This is a genomic window from Streptococcus alactolyticus, from assembly GCF_042649785.1.
Taxonomy (GTDB): domain Bacteria; phylum Bacillota; class Bacilli; order Lactobacillales; family Streptococcaceae; genus Streptococcus; species Streptococcus alactolyticus.
In genome coordinates this window covers 22,800-40,579 of sequence record NZ_JBHRZX010000041.1, presented here as the reverse complement: position 1 = coordinate 40,579, position 17,780 = coordinate 22,800, and the positions used below count along the sequence as shown (strand labels likewise).

Below are 17,780 nucleotides of genomic sequence, written 5' to 3'. Positions count from 1 at the left end.
AAAGCGATTAAAAATAGTGGAGGTCATCAATATGTATTATTCAAGCGGAAATTACGAAGCATTTGCTCGCCCTTTGAAACCAGAAGGCGTTGAGCATAAGTCTGCTTATTTGATTGGCTCTGGTTTGGCAGCCTTGTCTGCGGCTTGTTTCCTCGTGCGAGATGGGCAAATGCCAGGGAAAAACATTCATGTTTTAGAAAAAGCCCCCATTCCTGGTGGGGCTTGTGATGGCTATCAATACGCTGATATTGGCTATGTCATGCGTGGTGGTCGTGAAATGGATAATCATTTTGAGTGTATGTGGGATTTGTTCCGCTCTATTCCATCTATTGAAACCGATGGCGTGAGTGTCTTGGATGAATATTATTGGCTCAATAAAGCCGACCCCAACTATTCTCTCTGCCGTGCGACAGAAAAACAAGGGCGAGATGCTCATACTGACAAGAAATTTGGTTTATCTGATAAGGCAGCCATGGAAATCATGAAATTATTCTTCACCCCTGATGAAGATTTGTACAACAAACGCATCAACGAAGTCTTTGACGATGAAGTCTTTGATTCTAACTTTTGGTTGTACTGGCGCACCATGTTTGCCTTTGAAAATTGGCATTCTGCCCTTGAAATGAAATTGTATATCAAACGTTTCATTCACCATATTAGTGGTTTGCCTGATTTTACAGCCTTGCGTTTCACTCGTTATAACCAATACGAATCCATGATTTTACCAATGGTCAGCTACCTCAATTCCTTTGGCGTGGTCTTCCATTACGACACGAAGGTGGTCAATGTCGAATTTGATTGCCAAAAAGACAAAAAAGTTGCAAAATGCATTGACATTATTCATGACGGTAAAGAAGACTGCATTGATTTGACAGAAGATGATTTAGTCTTTATCACAAATGGTGGTTGTGTGGAAAATTCAAGTTATGGTAGCCAAGACAGCCCAGCAAGCTTCAACAAGACCATTCGTGAAGGTAGCGGTTGGGATATGTGGCGTAAGATTGCTGCTCAAGATGACTCCTTTGGTCACCCTGATAAATTCTGTTATGACCCCGAACAATCCAACTGGATGAGTGCGACTGTGACGACCTTGGATGATAAGATTCCAGCTTATATTCAAAAGATTTGTAAACGTGACCCATTTTCAGGAAAAGTTGTGACAGGTGGTATTGTAACGGCGCGTGATTCTAATTGGTTATTGAGTTGGACAGTCAACCGTCAACCACAATTCCGTTCACAACCGGAAAACGAATTGGTGGTTTGGGTGTATGCTCTTTTCTCTGACAAGGAAGGTGACTTTGTTAAAAAAACAATGCGTGATTGTACAGGTAAAGAAATCTGTGAAGAATGGCTTTATCACATGGGTGTTCCCGTCGATGAGATTGAAGACCTTGCGACAAACAGTGCCAAAACCGTTCCTTGCATGATGCCTTACATCACTGCCTTCTTTATGCCACGTGAAAAAGGCGACCGTCCAAACGTTGTGCCTGATGGTGCTGTCAACTTTGCCTTCCTAGGTCAATTTGCCGAAACCGAACGCGATACCATTTTCACCACGGAATATTCTATCCGTACAGGTATGGAAGCTGTTTATACTTTGTTAGACATTGACCGTGGGGTGCCAGAAGTATGGGGTAGTACCTACGATGTGCGTGACTTGTTGCGTGCTACCGTTGCCTTGCGTGATGGCAAACCAATCACAGATTTGGACTTGAATTTCGTTGAAAAATTCATCTTGAAACAAGCCCTAAGAAAGACCGAAGGCACAGACATCGAAAAAATTTTGAAACGTTACCATGTCATCTAAACTGCCTTGACAAGACAAATAACCTTGGTGCTAGTCACCAAGGTTATTTGTCTATTAGTATGCTGAGGTTGTGTTCTAGCATTTCACTGAGAATGACAATCAATTCGTTTTCAGAGATATTTTCAGGACGTGCCAGCCAGTTAATATAGACTCCCATAATACCATTTACCATATACCTGATTTTAAGACGGTTTTCAAAGCTAGAATGGTTTTTCAGGTAGTGTTTGCTCAATCCTTTTTCCAAAATTCGTGAAAAATCTTTAATCAAGTAAGCATAGGCATTTTTCTGAGCGATGATTTGGTAAAAACTCAGGTGGCTTTTCATGATTTGATTTAGCTCGCTAAAAAAGAGCAAAAAATCAAATTCTTCCTGTGCGTTGAGGATGTCGTCTAATTGCGAGCTAGCCTCTGCGGTCGATATTGGCTAACTTGGCAAGTTCGGTGACGGTGATGTCATCCACATCTTTTGATTCTATTATAGGTATCTGTGTTCATTATAATGATTACATAGAAAATCTTCAATGATGAAGAAAAATAAAGGAGACATCACGTTTTTTCATATTTGACCATTATCCTAAGGTTGATGTGACCTTGCAAGATTTTGTGACGTGACCCTTGGAGAAACTCGTTTTGCACTAACCTTGACAATGATTATCATTATCTTATTTTGGGATTTTTAGTTTGCGTGTACTCGTTTTTAATCGTTGATTGTGAAAAAAGTGGACCTTATCCGCTATGGATGCATACTTTTTATTGTGCTGCTGATTTTATGGGGATTTGGGTCTTTCTTTCTGCCTACTTGCGATATGACCATTTTTGGTTCTTCTTGCTTGGAACCTTTGGTGAAGTCGTTTGGGTGGCTTTTGAGCTGTATTGCTTGTGGCGTGCGGTGACCTATGAAAGAGAAGAGATTTGGGGCAAGGGCACTACTTTGCAAAAGGCTATTATTTTGATGCTTGTTTGCAAGTTTTGATTTTCTTTGTCAGTGTCAATCTCTTGCGCGTGGAATTGCACGATGAATCAATATTTAAATTCTGGATTTTCACACAAGTCATTATCTGTGTGGTACCAGGTTTGTTCTGGGAAAAACGTGGCACACGTATTGGAGCTAGCTGGCAACTTAACATCGTATTTGTCTTGGTAGCTGTCTTGTCTTTCAATCTTTGGAATATGTGAGCTCTCATTAGTCCGCAATATTACTCAATGAGCAGGAATCCTTGATTCTACATCGTTGGTTGAATTACCTTGCTCTTTGCTCTTCGTGGTTGCTACATCTATGCCAATTACCACCAAAACCAAGCCGCTTGCTTGACGGTAAAAAGCCCATTTTCTAAAAGAATCTCCAAACCATTAAGCTGGTGGGACAAGCTTGTCCTAGCGGCTTTTTTTGCTTTTTTAGGGAGAATATAACCAAATATGTTAGATAATATAACATTAAAACTAAAAAAAATTAGAAATTTTCAAAAAAGTATTTCTTTTTTAGACAAATAGGTGTATAATAACTCCATTGTTGTATGACAATTCTAATGAATGGCGCTTGAGAGCTTGTTTATTAGGGAAAAAGATTTTAAGGAGGAGCATATGAAGAAAAGCTTTATTCATCAACAGCAGGAGATTTCTTTTGTCAAGAATACATTCACTCAGTACTTGATCGATAAACTTGGCATTGTTGAAGTGCAAGGACCTATTCTTAGCCAGGTCGGGGATGGAATGCAAGATAATTTGAATGGTATTGAAAATCCCGTATCTGTCCATGTGAAAGAAATCACTGATGCTGAGTACGAAGTGGTTCATTCATTAGCGAAGTGGAAACGCCATACCTTAGCACGCTTTGGCTTCAATGAAGGGGAAGGGCTTTTTGTTCATATGAAAGCTCTAAGACCAGACGAAGACGAACTGGACCCTATTCATTCGATTTATGTGGACCAATGGGACTGGGAAAAAGTCATCCCAAATGGACGCCGTGACATTGATTATTTGAAAGAAACGGTGGAGCAAGTCTATAAAGCCATTCGATTGACAGAATTAGCCGTTGAAGCACGCTTTGATATTGAAGCGGTTTTGCCAAAAACCATTACGTTTATCCACACAGAAGAATTGGTGGAGCGTTACCCTGATTTAACACCAAAAGAGCGTGAAAATGCTGCCGCTAAAGAATACGGTGCGATTTTCCTTATTGGTATCGGGGGTGTTTTACCAGACGGAAAACCTCATGACGGTCGTGCCCCAGACTACGATGACTGGACTTCTGAATCAGAAAATGGTTACCACGGTTTGAATGGGGATATCATTGTTTGGAATGAAACCATGAACTCTGCCTTGGAATTGTCATCAATGGGTATTCGTGTGGACGAAGAAGCCCTAAAACGCCAAGTCAAAATTACTGGTGACGAAGACCGCTTAGAATTAGAGTGGCACCGCGCCCTCTTAAACGGTCTATTCCCACTCACTATCGGTGGTGGTATCGGACAATCACGCCTAGCAATGTTCTTGCTCCGTAAAAAACACATTGGAGAAGTCCAATCAAGTGTATGGCCAAAAGAAGTGCGTAATACCTACGAAAACATTCTCTAACAGGAAGAATAAGATGCAAACAAAAAAGTTGTTAGAAAATCTTCTAACAACTTTTTATGTTATTCACGTTGGCATTTCGTTAAGCCTCGAGCTTCTGCGTCAGATAGAGTAACTTGTGTGGTGCTTTTAGCATTATTTAAACCAGGACAACCAGGGCTGAAGTGGTAATGTTTTCCAGTTCGAGTGATATAAACTTGTGTGGTATCATCTTGTTGGGCAGCAGGAGCCTGAGCTTGTGCTTGAGCTTGGGCCTGCGCTTGTTGTTCGGTTAATTCTTTTGTAGAAATGGCATTTTCAACAAGGGTGATACGATTTTGTAGGCTTGCTTTTGTGCCCTTGTCGTTAACCAAGTTGGTTTTATCAGTGGCATTTGCAATATTGTCGCGACTTTGATTGTCTTCTAAGTATTTGACCGCATCATCGGCTTCTGTGATGAGAATGGCCTGTTCTACCAAATTCGTGCGGTTGTTAAGGTCAGCTTTTGTTTCCTCGTCAGATACCAAATTCACTTGATTTCTTGCAGCTTGCAAGTTATCGCGATTGTGGTTATCTTCTAAGTTTTTAACGGCTGTCTTAGCTTCTTCATTGACGATGTTTTGTTCGACAAGATCAATGCGTTGGTTTAAGGCTTCTTTCTGAGTTGAATCAGGAAGATTATCAACGGTTGCTTTAGCGTATGCTAAATTGCTTCTGGTTTGGTCATCTTCTAGTTGTTTAACTGTTTTTTTAGCTCGGTTAAGTTTCTTGTTTTTAGTTGATTTCTTTATTTTTGTTTTAGTGCTGGCTTTTGTTGTTGATGTGTGACTATCTGCCAAGACAATTGCTGTATTGTCGCTCGATGATGGCAAAAATCCTTGATCTGTAGTCATTCCCATAAGGGCAGCTGCCATGAAGAGCACGGCAAGTTTGACCGTCTTTTTCATGTATCATTCCTCCAAAAATAATATTCTTCTCATCAGATTATATCAATCCTAAAAAATTGTGTCAATAGCGTTTAGAGTTTATCGTTTTTTAAGGCAATCGCCCTGTTTTTTGCTATAATAGGTGTCATGAGAGTTGTAGCAGGAACATTTGGAGGGCGTCCTTTAAAGACGCTAGATGGAAAAATCACGCGCCCAACGACGGACAAGGTCAAGGGAGCTATTTTTAATATGATTGGTCCTTACTTTGATGGAGGACGGGTCTTGGATTTGTTTTCGGGAAGTGGCAGTCTAGCTATTGAGGCTATTTCGCGCGGTATGGACGAGGCGGTCTTGGTGGAACGCAACCGTCAAGCGCAGGCTATTATTACGGAAAATATCAAGATGACCAAGGCCCAAAACCAGTTTCATTTGTTGAAAATGGATGCCAATAAAGCAATTGGTGTGCTCAAAGGTCCGTTTGATTTGGTGCTTTTAGACCCGCCTTATGCCAAGGAAGAGATTATCAAAAACATCACGGATTTGGAGGATGCTGGGCTTTTGTCTGAGGAGGTCATGATTGTCTGTGAGTCCGATAAGGCGGTGGATTTGCCTGAGGAGATTTCTCATTTTGGTATTTGGAAGCAAAAGACCTACGGTATTAGCAAGGTCACGGTTTACGTGAGATAAGAGCTATTGGAAAGGAAAGCATATGGCTAAAATTGGTTTAATGATGGGTTCTTTTGACCCTGTGACAAATGGGCATTTGGATATCATTGCGCGTGCAAGTCGCTTGTTTGATAAGCTGTATGTGGGCATTTTTTACAATCGTGATAAAAAAGGCTTTTTTAGCGTGGAAGAACGCAAGCAAATGCTGGAAGAAGCTTTGGCGGCTTTTCCCAATGTGACGGTGATTATGGCGCACGATTCCTTGGCGGTAGCTATTGCCAAGCGTTTGGGTGTTGGCTACTTGGTGCGTGGTATTCGAAATGCTAAAGATTTGGAATACGAGGCAGATTTGGCCTTTTACAATCACCATTTGGCAGCAGAGATTGAGAGTGTCTTTTTGCTGACAGCGCCTCAGTGGCAACACATTTCGTCGAGCCGCATTCGTGAATTGATTGCTTTTCAAGCAGATATTGCTGATTTTGTGCCAAAAAGTGTGATGACAAAAGTGGAGGAAATTAATGACAAAAAACAATGGCTTTAAGAAGACACTCGGCAAAGTCGGTCATTTTTTGAAGCGTTTTAAGTGGTGGATTGTAGGTGTTGTGGGAGTTCTTTTTCTCCTGTTTAGCCTCTTTTACCCGCTGAATTACTATATCGAAATGCCTGGTGGTGCCTATGATGTGCGCAGTGTTCTGACGGTTAATAATAAAGAGGATGACGAAGAAGGGTCTTACAATTTTGTAGCGGTATCGGTCAGTCAGGCGACCTTGGCCCAGCTGGTTTATGCTTGGTTGACCCCGCATACCGAGATTTCCACAGCTAAGGAAACCACAGGTGGTTACAGTAATGAGGATTACCTGCGTATCAATGATTATTATATGCAGACCTCACAAAATACAGCTACTTATGAAGCACTGACTTTGGCTGGCCAACCTGTTACTCTTGATTATGAAGGGGTTTATGTCCTAAACGTCAGCGATAATTCAACCTTCAAGGGCATTTTAAACATCGCCGATACTGTAACTGGCATTAACGGTCAGACCTTTAACAGTTCGGCAGAGCTGATGGCTTATGTGGCTGATTTGGATTTGGGTTCTGAAGTAACGGTTCAATACACTTCAGACGGCAAGGCCAAAGAAGCAACGGGTAAAATCATTGAATTGTCAAATGGTAAAAATGGAATTGGTATTGGTTTGGTGGACCATACCAAAGTATCGTCAGACATTCCTGTTGACTTTCACACCAGTGGTGTCGGCGGTCCAAGTGCTGGTTTGATGTTCACCCTTGATATTTACGACCAATTGACCCAAGAAAACCTTCGTAAAGGGCGCAAGATTGCTGGAACAGGAACCATTGAAAGTGATGGTTCTGTGGGCGACATCGGTGGAGCGGCTCTTAAGGTTATCTCTGCGGCAAAATCAGGTGCGGATATTTTCTTCGTGCCAAATAACCCGGTAGATGAGGAAACCTTGAAGCAAGACCCCGATGCTAAGACCAACTATGAAGAAGCGGTTGAGGCTGCCAAAAGCATCGATACAGATATGAAAATCGTCCCTGTCACAACGGTTCAAGAAGCCATTGACTATCTTCGTGACACGGATAAATAAACAAACAAAGCTCCTAGTTCTTCTTCTCCTAGCAGAAAGAAGGTCCTAGGGGCTTTTTAATGAATTTTTTAATTTTTTCTTAAGCTTTCTCCGCTACAATGTCACTAAGCGTAAATAATAGATTGTTTGTAGGAGTAACTTATGAAAAACTGGCAGAAGCGCTTTATCATCTGGTTTAACTTGGCTATTTTGTTTGTTTTTTTAGATGTCAGTTTACTGATATTTGTTCGCTCGATTGACCACGAAGGGATTTATCAGACCACGGCAATGAAATGGGAAACCTTCTTTGTTTGGGCACTTTGCTACGCGATTGTGTGTCTGGGTCAGATTTTAGGGTATGTGCTGTTTAAACGTCGCAAATCAGCAAGAAGTGGGAGTTAAGCCTCGTTTGTCAACCAAAAGAAAAAAGAAGTGCGTCAAAAGAACCTGACAAGCTTCTTTTTTAGTCTATTGGAAGCTTTCTAGCGACTAGCGGTTGGCGATTTTCAAAAGTCAAAAAATAGTGTATAATAAAAAGGTTACGACTGCCACCAAGCTTTTTTAATGAGCAAGTTTTTTGCTGGCAGCATGCGTTTAACTATGGATTGAGAGGAGACCGATGAGAAAAGAGATCTCTCCTGAAATGTACAACTACAACAAGTTTCCTGGTCCACAGTTTGTGGCCTTTCCTGACCGTATTAAAAGTGAAACGATTGAGTTGTTCATTTTGGAAAATACAAAAGATGCCCTTGATGTGACTGTTTTTAGCCAACGTTTTTCAGATATTTTGCTCAAATACGATTACATTGTTGGTGACTGGGGCAACGACCAGTTACGTCTTAAGGGATTTTATAAAGATGACAGAGATGTCAAAAAATCACGTTGCATTTCGCATTTAGAAGACTATTTAAAAGAATATTGTAATTTTGGGTGTGCTTACTTTGTGCTCGAAAACAAGGCACTGAGAAAGGAAAAGGCAGATGAGCGCCGAAAAGGTAAAAGCAGCCGACATAGCAAGCGCTCAGCGTCCGCATCAAAAGAAATGAATGACAAAGGGCGTGAACGCTCTCATCACAAATCTTTTACCAAAAAACACCACTCTGATAAAAAACAAAAACCACTGACTGAACGTCAGACCAAAAAAGAAGTTACTTCGACATCACACCATTTTGTGATTTCCAAAAAGAAACGATAGAAAGGATTTTGTATTTACAACATGCAAACAGAAACAAAAGAAGTTAAGCCTTCTATTTATAGCTTGACACGCGATGAATTGATTGAATGGGCGATTGAACACGGGGAAAAGAAATTCCGTGCGACACAAATTTGGGATTGGTTGTACCGCAAACGCGTCCAATCTTTTGAAGAAATGACCAACATCTCTAAAGACTTTATCGCGGTTTTAAATGAGAATTTCTGCGTCAATCCTTTGAAACAACGCATTGTTCAAGAAGCTTCTGACGGAACGGTGAAATACTTATTTGAATTGCCAGATGGCATGCTGATTGAAACCGTATTGATGCGTCAACACTATGGTTTGTCAGTCTGCGTGACGACCCAAGTGGGTTGTAACATCGGTTGTTCGTTTTGTGCCAGCGGTTTGATTAAAAAACAACGTGACTTGACCAGCGGTGAAATCACATCACAAATCATGATGGTGCAAAAATACTTTGACGAACGTCATCAAGGTGAACGCGTCAGCCACGTGGTGGTCATGGGAATTGGTGAACCATTTGATAACTATGACAATGTACTGCGCTTTTTACGCACCATTAACGATGACAATGGGTTGGCTATTGGTGCCCGCCATATTACCGTATCAACTTCAGGTTTGGCTCATAAAATCCGTGAATTTGCCCAAGAAAGCTTGCAAGTCAACCTTGCGGTTTCTCTTCACGCGCCAAACAATGAATTGCGTTCTCAAATCATGCGCATCAACCGTTCATTCCCACTGGAAAAACTCTTTTCAGCGATTGAATACTACATTGAAACCACTAACCGCCGTGTAACCTTTGAATACATCATGCTAAACGGTGTCAATGATTCGCCAGAAAATGCTCAAGAATTGGCTGATTTAACCAAGAAAATCCGCAAATTATCTTACATCAACTTGATTCCTTACAACCCCGTATCAGAGCACGACCAATATAGCCGCTCAAGTAAGGAGCGTGTGGCAGCCTTCTACGATGTGCTCAAGAAAAACGGCGTTAATTGCGTGGTGCGTCAAGAACACGGAACTGATATTGATGCGGCTTGTGGTCAATTGCGTTCAAATACCATGAAAAAAGACCGTCAAAAAGCAGCGGTGAAAGAGCAAGCAGATGCCTAATTGGTTGGATAGCCGAGGGGAACTCGTGCCTTCCATGCGTCGTCTAACGCGCATCTTGGTAATTATCTACGCCCTCATGGTAGCTTGGATGTGCTTTTCTCCACAACCCATTATCATTGATGGTGTCGAAACCCCAAACTTGATTGCTTACGGTCGTTTGCGTTTATTGCTTGTACCTTTTAATACCTTTTTGTCCTTTGGGCAGTTAGAAGGTTTCAAGGAAATCTTTTGGGTCATTCTCCAAAATGTCATGAATGTCTTTTTACTCTTTCCTTTGATGTTGGGCTTGATTGCCCTTTTTCCAAGGTGGCGAAGTCTGAGCCAAGCAGCGCTTTTAGCCTTCTTGATTAGCCTAGGCATTGAAAGCACGCAATTGTTGGTGGATGTCTTGTACAATGCCAACCGTGTTTTTGAGATTGATGACTTATGGACAAATACCTTGGGTGGTGTGCTGGCCTTTCTGGTTTATCGCTGGCTGGTGCGCCTTCTTAACCCAAGTCATTAACCAATTTGCCTTGGCAGATTGGTTTTTATGATGTAAACGTTCTCCTAGGTTTTACAAGTTTCCGTAGGCATATTATAATGGTAGGTATGGCAAATGAAAATGTTCGGATTGTTTTAAACCAAGAGATTGCTCAGCAGCTCCATTTGGAGAAGGGGCAGGTGGTAGAAGCGGAGTTAGATGTCAATCGCCTGCTCATCCAAACGGGCGAAGAACCCAAGCGTCAGACGCTATCCAGCTGGGTCGTCATCGTGGCAACACTGGTTCTATGTTCGCTTTTTTATGCCCTTAGTGCTCTTCAAAATAGAAACCAAATTTTATTAGTGGGGGATTATTCGATTATTACCTTCCTGATTGCTTTTTCGGGGGTTTTAGGGATGACGGTTTTCACCATCAATTTGATTCGAAACCGTCAGCTATTTTTAGGAGGACTAAAGGCGCGTGTATTCTGGCGGATGTTGCCCATCATCGTGGCATCTTTTACGGAGATTTTGCTGCTGGCCTTGCTGGCTTTGGACTGGCTTTTGGAGCAGATTTTCACAGGAGCATCCTTTGACAAATTCACGGCTAGCTTGATTTTGGGCGCTGCCCTTTATGCCGTCAGCGTTTTTTGGGGACAAATAGCAGAGCAGATTAGGGCGACTTGGTTGACCACTGTATTTACCATTATCATGATTGGCGGTGTCTTTCATTCCATGGCTTCCAATAGTTCTAGGGAATGGTGGCACTTTAACCTGAGTTTCCTAGGCACGCAAGAGGCAAGGGACAGTTGGCAATTCAACTTGACTTTGATGCTGTCTGCCTTGATTTTAGTGGCCTTGGTGGATTACCTCTTTGTCGCCTTGGGTGAAAAATACGCTAAAAACTGGAAATTGACGCTGATGCGCGTGATGTTGACCTTGCTGGGGCTTGATTTGGGAGCGGTTGGTTATTTCCCAAATAATGCCAATTCTCATGTTCTTCATACGCGTGTGGCAGGCTATTTGGTTTTGATTATCATCGCTTTAATCATCAGTGTTCGCTGGCTACTGCCCAATGTCACCAAGGACTTTTTGATTATGTCTTACGCCATTGGTGGCATGCTAGTTGTCTTGCAGATTGCCTTCCAAGGTGTGCACTACTTGTCTTTGACTGCCTTTGAAATCAGCGCTTTCTTGCTGGCCTTTACTTGGCTGATAAGGCTGTTCAACCACTTAGAGCAACTCATCGTGACGGATAAGAAAATCGTGCACCTAACCATTGAATAAAAAAAACTCATCTCTTAACCTCGTTTGGTTAAGAGGTTTTTTTAATGAAAACAATATTTTTAGAAAATTTAAAAAAATCTATTGACAAGCCTATTTGAAGCTCGTATAATATAAGGCAATTAGAAAGTAACAGAAAATGATTTTCAGGGAGCCCATGGTAACTGCGAATGGGTAATGTTTTTTTGTGAAAATTGGGCTGATGGTAATGGTTGAAAATAACACATGTTTTTCAGGTAGGCACCCCTTATCGTGCAACTCCTTGTTGGAGGAGATAGAGATAACGGCAGTTTAATAGCTTTTTTCCGTCAAAATGAGGTGGCACCGCGCTAAAATAGACGCCCTCACACAGATAGTTTTTTTCTGTGTGAGGGTTTTTGTTTTATATGGTGATAAGATTTTCAATCCTATAATAGTGAAATGAACGCTGATGATCTAGGCAGGTTATGGGCGGCAAGTTTCAGGTAGGTACCCCTTATCGTGCAACTCCTTGTTAGAGGAGATAGAGATGACGGCAGTTTGATAACTTTTTTCCGTCAAGATGAGGTGGCACCGCGCTAAATAGACGCCCTCACACAGCTATTTTTTGCTGTGTGGGGCTTTTTCTTTACCTTGGAGGTGACTGATGAAAAGACGCGATAAAGGCTGGCGAATCAGCTGATAACCCAAATATTTCAAGAATAGAAAGGACTATGTATGAGAACGATTTTAACAGCTGATACTTTGACGCCTATTTTGGCTTACTTACGTATTCAAGGAAAACATAAGGTTATCTTGGAGTCTATTCCCAGAGAAAAAGAAAATGCTCGTTTTTCCATCGTGGCTTACAATCCCGTTTTTGACATCAGTTTTGACGAGGGCAAGTTGACTCAAAATGGAAAGGAGATTGCGGCAGATCCTTTGGATTACCTCAATCATCTAACGGTTAAAAATAGTGAGAGTGATTTGCCTTTTGCTGGTGGGGCAATTGGTTTTGTGGGTTATGACATGATCGGGCTTTATGAGGCGATCGGGGATATTCCCAAGGATACCATTGGCATGCCAGATCTGCGTTTCTTTGTTTACGAATTTTATGTGATTTTTGACCATAAAACCGAAAAAGTCCACGTGGTTGAGGATAATGGTTATAGCCAGCGTGATCAAAAAGCTATGCGTCAAGCGCTTGACAAGGTAACTAAGGAGTTACAAACGCAAGTTGACAAGGAATGTGCGCCCCTAAGGTCTTCCTCTTTGGATTTTAAACCGCATATGGAAAAGGCGGCTTTTGAAAAGATGGTGGAAAAGGCTAAGCGCTACATTCGTGAGGGGGATATGTTTCAATGTGTGCTGAGTCAGCGCTTTTCAAGTCCCTTTGCTGGTGAGCCTTTGGATTATTATCGTCAGTTGCGCGTGGCTAATCCGTCTAATTACCTTTATTTATTTGATTTTGGGGATTATCAGATTATTGGAGCTAGTCCAGAGAGTCTGGTATCGGTGAAAAAAGATGTGGTAACCACCAATCCCATTGCTGGGACGCGTCCGCGGGGGCAAAATGATGCTCAAGATGCTGCGTTAGCCAAGGATTTACAAACCGACGTCAAAGAAACGGCTGAACATCGTATGTTGGTGGACTTGGGCCGAAATGACATTGGCAAGATTTCTCAAAATGGAACGGTCAAGGTTACGACCTATATGGCGGTGGAATATTTTCGCTACGTCATGCATTTGACTAGTGTGGTTAAGGGAAAATTGCTGCCTGGGGTGCAGAGCATTGAAGCCTTGAAGGCGACCTTGCCTGCTGGTACGGTATCAGGTGCGCCAAAAATTCGAGCCATGAAACGCATTTACGAATTGGAACAGGAAAAACGCGGTGTTTACGCAGGTGCTATTGGTTATTTGTCTGCCTCGGGTGATATGGATTTTGCCATTGCCATTCGCACCATGATTCTCAAAAATCAGCGAGCTTATGTGCAAGCAGGAGCAGGAATTGTTTACGATAGCGTAGCAGAAAAGGAATTTGCTGAAACGCTCAATAAAGCCAAAGCCATGACACGAATAGGGGAAAGCCGTTGATTTTATTAGTTGATAATTATGATTTATTTACCTACAATTTAGCCCAATACCTAGGAACCTTTGCTGAGGTTCAGGTCTTGCGAAATGACGACGTAGGCTTAGAAGTGGCAGCCCAAGCAGCAGACGCTTTGGTCCTATCCCCAGGTCCAGGTTGGCCAGCCGACTCTGGAAAAATGGAGGCTTTGATTGAGACCTTTGCGAAAGAAAAGCCTATTTTGGGGATTTGCCTTGGGCATCAAGCCATCGCTGAAACCTTTGGCGGTCAGCTTGGACTTGCTCATAAGGTCATGCACGGCAAACAAAGTGAGATGGCAGTGATAGCAGATTCACCGCTTTTTGAAGGAATGGGAAGTACTTTGCTGATTATGCGCTACCACTCCATCGTGGTGACGGATTTGCCTAAGGGATTTGAGGTGGTGGCCAAAACAACTGATGACCAAGAAATCATGGCCATTCAACATCAGGAATTACCGATTTACGGGCTGCAATTTCACCCAGAAAGCATAGGAACGCCAGATGGCTTGCAGATGATAGAGCAATTTGTGCAATTGGTTAGGGAAGATAAAGGGAGAAGAGAAAATGAAAGAAGTATTTCATCAAATGGCTAATGGAGAAGATTTGACACAAGAACAAGTAGAAGCTTTGTTTGACGCGATTTTAAATCAAGAGGTGTCTGAAAGCGAGTTGGCTGCTTTTCTTATGGGGCTTAGGGTCAAGGGAGAAACATCTGCTGAGATTACAGGCATTGTGCGAGCGCTAAAACGCCATGCGGTTTCTCTGCCACAGACCTTTGAAGATGCCATGTGTAATTGTGGGACAGGCGGCGACCAATCTTATAGTTTCAATATCTCGACAACAGCTTGCTTTATTTTAGCGGCGGGTGGCATTCGGATGGCCAAGGCTGGTAATCGTTCGGTGTCGTCACAATCTGGCTCTGCCTACGTGCTGGAGGCTTTAGGTATTAACATTGCGGCTGCTCCTGAAACCTTAGCCCAAGCCTTGCAAGAAGTGGGACTTGCCTTTATCTTTGCCCAAACCATGCACCCAGCCATGCGTTTTATTGCTCCAGCCCGCAAGACACTTGGCATTCCGACTATTATGAATTTGGTAGGCCCTTTGGCCAATCCCTTGGACCTTGAAACGCAATTGATGGGCTTGTACAGTGAGGATTTGCAGGGAACAGCTGCTCAAGTGATGCAGCAATTGGGGCGTAAGCGTGCCATTATCATCACAGGCCCCAATCACATGGACGAAGCCGCTCTTTACGGTACCAACACCTACACCCTCCTCGACAATGGCCATATCAGCCAACACCAATTTACTTATCAAGATCTTGGCATGCCAAAAGTCACTTTGGATGACATTGTCGGCGGAGATGCCAAGGAAAACGCCGCTATTTTGCTCAGCGTTCTTAACAATGAACCTAGTCCCTATCTGGAAACAACAGCGCTCAATGCGGGACTTGGTTTTTACGCCAATGGCAAGGTGGCTAGTCTGGAAGAAGGCATTGCCTTGGCTCGTCAATTGTTGGCAGATGGTTCTGCCTTAGCCAAATTGCAGCAACTCAGAGAGGTACAAGTATGACACAGACATTTCTTTCGCGCATTTTAGCCGAAAAAGCCAAGGAAGTTGAAACGATGGCAACCGAAGAATTGCAACCCATGCGTGATACCTACAAGCTTTACGATTACCTCAAAAGTCACCCTAAGCAGTTACAAGTGATTGCAGAAGTGAAAAAAGCCAGTCCCAGCTTTGGCGATATCAATCTTGACGTGGCTATTGACCAGCAAGCAAAATGCTATCAAGAAAACGGGGCAGCCATGATTTCCGTGCTGACCGACCCACATTTTTTTAAAGGCAGTATTGAGGATTTGCGTCAGGTTTCCAGTCAGGTGCGCATTCCGACGCTGGCTAAGGATTTTATCATCGATGAAAAACAGATTATTCGCAGTCGTAATGTTGGCGCAACGGTGATTTTGCTGATTGCGGCGGCTTTGCCAGAACAACGTTTGAAGGCCTTTTATGATTTTGCGACCCAGTTGGGCTTAGAAGTCTTGGTTGAAACGCATCATTTGGCAGAGCTGGAAATTGCCCATCGGATAGGCGTCAAAATCATCGGCATCAACAATCGCAACTTGCAGACTTTTGAGACAGATGTACACACCAGCTTGGCTTTATCCGAGCATTTTCAAGAGAAACCTGTATATATCTCAGAATCAGCCATTTTGACCAAAACTGACGCAGCTCTAGTTGCCCCCTTCTTTAATGGGATTTTAGTGGGAAGAGCCTTGATGCAGGCGGAAAATGTAGCTGAAAAAGTGAAGGAGTTGCAGATTGACAAAGGTTAAAATTTGCGGGCTTTCAAGCAAGGAGGCGGTCAAGCAGGCCGTCAAATGCCGAGCGGATTATATCGGATTTGTCTTTGCTAAAAGCAAGCGACAGGTCGGCTTAAAACAAGCCAGCTATTTGGCACAGTTTGTTCCTAAAACCGTCCAAAAAGTAGGTGTTTTTGTAAGCCCGACCTTGCGGGAACTAAAAGAAGCGATTAGAACAGTACCTCTTGACATGGTGCAAATTCACGGAGAATGTGATGATAGCCTCTTTAATCACCTTGACGTTCCTAGCATTCGTGCCATCCCTGTTCATCAAATACTGGAAGATATCGACACCCAAGCGGACTACCTTTTATTTGACGCTCCTTTAGCTGGCTCGGGCAAGACTTTCGATTGGGACTTGTTAAAAGATAAGACCATTTCAAAACCCTATTTTTTAGCAGGTGGATTGACGGGGGACAATGTCCGAGAAGCGATAACTTTCTTTCACCCTGATGGTGTTGACGTTTCTTCTGGTGTTGAAACGGATGGTCAAAAAGATTTAGAGAAAATAGCGAGATTTATAGAAAGTGTGAAACAATGACATATAACCAACCTGATCGTAAGGGATTTTATGAAAAATTTGGTGGGCAATTTGTCCCTGAAACGCTGATGACTGCGGTGCTAGAGCTGGATAAAGCTTACCGCCAAGCAAAAGTAGATCCTAGTTTTAAAGAAGAATTGGATCAACTTTTGAAAGATTATGTGGGACGTGAAACGCCGCTTTATTATGCGGAGCGTTTGACCAAGCATTTTGGTGGGGCGAAAATTTACCTGAAACGCGAGGATCTCAACCACACAGGTGCCCATAAAATCAACAATGCCCTCGGACAAGTTTTGCTTGCTAAACGCATGGGGAAAAAGAAAATCATTGCCGAAACAGGAGCAGGCCAACACGGAGTTGCCACAGCCACAGCCGCTGCCCTATTTGACATGGAGTGTACCATTTACATGGGAGAAGAAGACGTGAAACGCCAAGTTCTCAATGTCTTTCGCATGGAGTTGCTGGGGGTCAAGGTCTTTTCGGTGACCGATGGCTCACGTGTTTTGAAAGATGCGGTCAATGCTGCCTTGCGTGCATGGGTGGAAAACGTCGAGGATACGCATTACGTTATGGGTTCAGCTCTTGGACCAGCCCCTTTTCCTGAAATGGTGCGAGATTTCCAATCGGTCATTGGTAAAGAAGCCAAGCGGCAATACGCGGAATTATCAGGTGGGCAATTGCCTGATGCTGTTCTGGCTTGTGTAGGCGGTGGTTCCAATGCCATTGGTTTGTTTTACCCTTTCGTCGAGGACGAATCTGTTGCCCTTTATGGGGCTGAGGCTGCTGGTCATGGATTGGATACGGAAAAACACGCTGCAACCTTTGCCAAAGGTCGTCCTGGTATTTTGCACGGGGCTTTAATGACGGTGCTTCAGGACCGTCACGGGCAAATCATGGAAGCCTTCTCCATTTCAGCTGGGCTGGATTATCCAGGTGTCGGCCCTGAGCATTGCCACTTTAAAGACATTGGCCGTGCTAGTTATGATGCCATTACAGATGAAGAAGCCTTAGAAGCCTTTATGCACCTATCTCGCTTGGAAGGTATTATCCCAGCCCTCGAATCCAGCCACGCTATTGCCTTGACCAAGAAAGTCGCCAAGCAATTGGGGCCAGATAAATCGATCATCGTCTGCCTATCTGGTCGTGGCGACAAGGATGTCATGCAAGTCAAAGAACGTTTGGAAACAGAAAGGAAGTAGCCC

19 protein-coding genes are annotated in these 17,780 nt (G+C 43.0%); 17 read left to right on the top strand and 2 right to left on the bottom strand.

Annotated elements, in window-relative coordinates:
- Positions 1-31 precede the first annotated feature (31 nt).
- A complete protein-coding gene (locus ACFORE_RS08450) occupies positions 32-1,807 on the top strand; it encodes an oleate hydratase (protein ID WP_380435094.1) in 1,776 nt (591 codons plus the stop codon).
- A 43-nt stretch (positions 1,808-1,850) separates the two neighbouring features.
- On the opposite strand, the gene ACFORE_RS08445 is transcribed toward ACFORE_RS08450, so the two are convergent.
- Entirely contained in the window at positions 1,851-2,132 is a 282-nt protein-coding gene (locus ACFORE_RS08445; protein WP_240892613.1) for a hypothetical protein, read from the bottom strand.
- 587 nt (positions 2,133-2,719) lie between these two features.
- On the opposite strand from ACFORE_RS08445, the gene ACFORE_RS08440 reads away from it, so the two are divergent.
- Complete coding sequence (locus ACFORE_RS08440; RefSeq protein ID WP_380435093.1) at positions 2,720-2,983, top strand: hypothetical protein; 264 nt, start codon at positions 2,720-2,722, stop codon at positions 2,981-2,983.
- Between the two features lie 405 nt (positions 2,984-3,388).
- Positions 3,389-4,381 (top strand): aspartate--ammonia ligase, encoded by a 993-nt coding sequence (gene asnA / locus ACFORE_RS08435; protein ID WP_154454480.1) that lies wholly within the window; start codon positions 3,389-3,391, stop codon positions 4,379-4,381.
- A 59-nt stretch (positions 4,382-4,440) separates the two neighbouring features.
- Here asnA and ACFORE_RS08430 read toward each other — a convergent pair whose 3' ends face one another.
- Positions 4,441-5,304, bottom strand: coding sequence for a hypothetical protein (locus tag ACFORE_RS08430; protein WP_380435092.1), 864 nt, complete (start codon positions 5,302-5,304; stop codon positions 4,441-4,443).
- Between the two features lie 126 nt (positions 5,305-5,430).
- Here ACFORE_RS08430 and rsmD point away from each other — a divergent pair, with 126 nt between their 5' ends.
- The 14 genes from rsmD to trpB all read left to right on the top strand — a co-directional run bounded on the left by rsmD (position 5,431) and on the right by trpB (position 17,777).
- Complete coding sequence (gene rsmD, locus ACFORE_RS08425; protein WP_154454478.1) at positions 5,431-5,970, top strand: 16S rRNA (guanine(966)-N(2))-methyltransferase RsmD; 540 nt, start codon at positions 5,431-5,433, stop codon at positions 5,968-5,970.
- 22 nt (positions 5,971-5,992) lie between these two features.
- Entirely contained in the window at positions 5,993-6,490 is a 498-nt protein-coding gene (coaD, locus tag ACFORE_RS08420) for a pantetheine-phosphate adenylyltransferase (protein WP_154454477.1), read from the top strand.
- Positions 6,468-7,556, top strand: coding sequence for a SepM family pheromone-processing serine protease (locus tag ACFORE_RS08415; RefSeq protein ID WP_154454476.1), 1,089 nt, complete (start codon positions 6,468-6,470; stop codon positions 7,554-7,556). The genes coaD and ACFORE_RS08415 overlap by 23 nt, the downstream gene beginning before the upstream one ends.
- A 141-nt stretch (positions 7,557-7,697) precedes the next feature.
- On the top strand, positions 7,698-7,937 hold the full coding sequence (locus ACFORE_RS08410) for a DUF3923 family protein (protein WP_154454475.1): 240 nt from the start codon (positions 7,698-7,700) through the stop codon (positions 7,935-7,937).
- Between the two features lie 217 nt (positions 7,938-8,154).
- The gene (locus ACFORE_RS08405) at positions 8,155-8,730 is read left to right on the top strand and encodes a YutD family protein (protein ID WP_154454474.1); all 576 of its coding nucleotides are present in this window, start codon (positions 8,155-8,157) and stop codon (positions 8,728-8,730) included.
- A gap of 21 nt (positions 8,731-8,751) precedes the next feature.
- A complete protein-coding gene (gene rlmN / locus ACFORE_RS08400) occupies positions 8,752-9,864 on the top strand; it encodes a dual-specificity RNA methyltransferase RlmN (protein ID WP_380435091.1) in 1,113 nt (370 codons plus the stop codon).
- On the top strand, positions 9,857-10,369 hold the full coding sequence (locus ACFORE_RS08395; RefSeq protein ID WP_154454472.1) for a VanZ family protein: 513 nt from the start codon (positions 9,857-9,859) through the stop codon (positions 10,367-10,369). Before rlmN ends, ACFORE_RS08395 begins: the two co-directional genes overlap by 8 nt.
- Positions 10,370-10,455: 86 nt before the next feature.
- Positions 10,456-11,613, top strand: coding sequence for a permease (locus ACFORE_RS08390; protein ID WP_264879496.1), 1,158 nt, complete (start codon positions 10,456-10,458; stop codon positions 11,611-11,613).
- Positions 11,614-12,306: 693 nt separating this feature from the next.
- Positions 12,307-13,662, top strand: coding sequence for an anthranilate synthase component I (trpE, locus tag ACFORE_RS08385; protein WP_264879495.1), 1,356 nt, complete (start codon positions 12,307-12,309; stop codon positions 13,660-13,662).
- Entirely contained in the window at positions 13,659-14,270 is a 612-nt protein-coding gene (locus ACFORE_RS08380; RefSeq protein ID WP_154454469.1) for an aminodeoxychorismate/anthranilate synthase component II, read from the top strand. Before trpE ends, ACFORE_RS08380 begins: the two co-directional genes overlap by 4 nt.
- Complete coding sequence (trpD, locus tag ACFORE_RS08375; protein WP_154454468.1) at positions 14,242-15,246, top strand: anthranilate phosphoribosyltransferase; 1,005 nt, start codon at positions 14,242-14,244, stop codon at positions 15,244-15,246. The genes ACFORE_RS08380 and trpD overlap by 29 nt, the downstream gene beginning before the upstream one ends.
- Positions 15,243-16,010 carry an indole-3-glycerol phosphate synthase TrpC gene (trpC, locus tag ACFORE_RS08370; RefSeq protein ID WP_380435090.1) on the top strand — a complete coding sequence of 256 codons (768 nt, stop codon included), beginning with the start codon at positions 15,243-15,245 and terminating at the stop codon, positions 16,008-16,010. The genes trpD and trpC overlap by 4 nt, the downstream gene beginning before the upstream one ends.
- Complete coding sequence (locus ACFORE_RS08365; RefSeq protein WP_204984622.1) at positions 15,997-16,578, top strand: phosphoribosylanthranilate isomerase; 582 nt, start codon at positions 15,997-15,999, stop codon at positions 16,576-16,578. The genes trpC and ACFORE_RS08365 overlap by 14 nt, the downstream gene beginning before the upstream one ends.
- Positions 16,575-17,777: a tryptophan synthase subunit beta gene (trpB, locus tag ACFORE_RS08360; RefSeq protein WP_380435089.1), complete on the top strand. Its 1,203-nt coding sequence runs from the start codon at positions 16,575-16,577 to the stop codon at positions 17,775-17,777. Before ACFORE_RS08365 ends, trpB begins: the two co-directional genes overlap by 4 nt.
- Positions 17,778-17,780 lie beyond the last annotated feature (3 nt).

Bases quoted from the DNA above. Each gene is read 5' to 3' on its own strand.
- ACFORE_RS08450 (WP_380435094.1), top strand. From the start codon at position 32: ATGTATTATTCAAGCGGAAATTACGAAGCATTTGCTCGCCCTTTGAAA.
- ACFORE_RS08445 (WP_240892613.1), bottom strand. From the start codon at position 2,132: ATGAAAAGCCACCTGAGTTTTTACCAAATCATCGCTCAGAAAAATGCC.
- asnA (WP_154454480.1), top strand. From the start codon at position 3,389: ATGAAGAAAAGCTTTATTCATCAACAGCAGGAGATTTCTTTTGTCAAG.
- ACFORE_RS08430 (WP_380435092.1), bottom strand. From the start codon at position 5,304: ATGAAAAAGACGGTCAAACTTGCCGTGCTCTTCATGGCAGCTGCCCTT.
- rsmD (WP_154454478.1), top strand. From the start codon at position 5,431: ATGAGAGTTGTAGCAGGAACATTTGGAGGGCGTCCTTTAAAGACGCTA.
- coaD (WP_154454477.1), top strand. From the start codon at position 5,993: ATGGCTAAAATTGGTTTAATGATGGGTTCTTTTGACCCTGTGACAAAT.
- ACFORE_RS08415 (WP_154454476.1), top strand. From the start codon at position 6,468: ATGACAAAAAACAATGGCTTTAAGAAGACACTCGGCAAAGTCGGTCAT.
- ACFORE_RS08410 (WP_154454475.1), top strand. From the start codon at position 7,698: ATGAAAAACTGGCAGAAGCGCTTTATCATCTGGTTTAACTTGGCTATT.
- ACFORE_RS08405 (WP_154454474.1), top strand. From the start codon at position 8,155: ATGAGAAAAGAGATCTCTCCTGAAATGTACAACTACAACAAGTTTCCT.
- rlmN (WP_380435091.1), top strand. From the start codon at position 8,752: ATGCAAACAGAAACAAAAGAAGTTAAGCCTTCTATTTATAGCTTGACA.
- ACFORE_RS08395 (WP_154454472.1), top strand. From the start codon at position 9,857: ATGCCTAATTGGTTGGATAGCCGAGGGGAACTCGTGCCTTCCATGCGT.
- ACFORE_RS08390 (WP_264879496.1), top strand. From the start codon at position 10,456: ATGGCAAATGAAAATGTTCGGATTGTTTTAAACCAAGAGATTGCTCAG.
- trpE (WP_264879495.1), top strand. From the start codon at position 12,307: ATGAGAACGATTTTAACAGCTGATACTTTGACGCCTATTTTGGCTTAC.
- trpD (WP_154454468.1), top strand. From the start codon at position 14,242: ATGAAAGAAGTATTTCATCAAATGGCTAATGGAGAAGATTTGACACAA.
- trpC (WP_380435090.1), top strand. From the start codon at position 15,243: ATGACACAGACATTTCTTTCGCGCATTTTAGCCGAAAAAGCCAAGGAA.
- trpB (WP_380435089.1), top strand. From the start codon at position 16,575: ATGACATATAACCAACCTGATCGTAAGGGATTTTATGAAAAATTTGGT.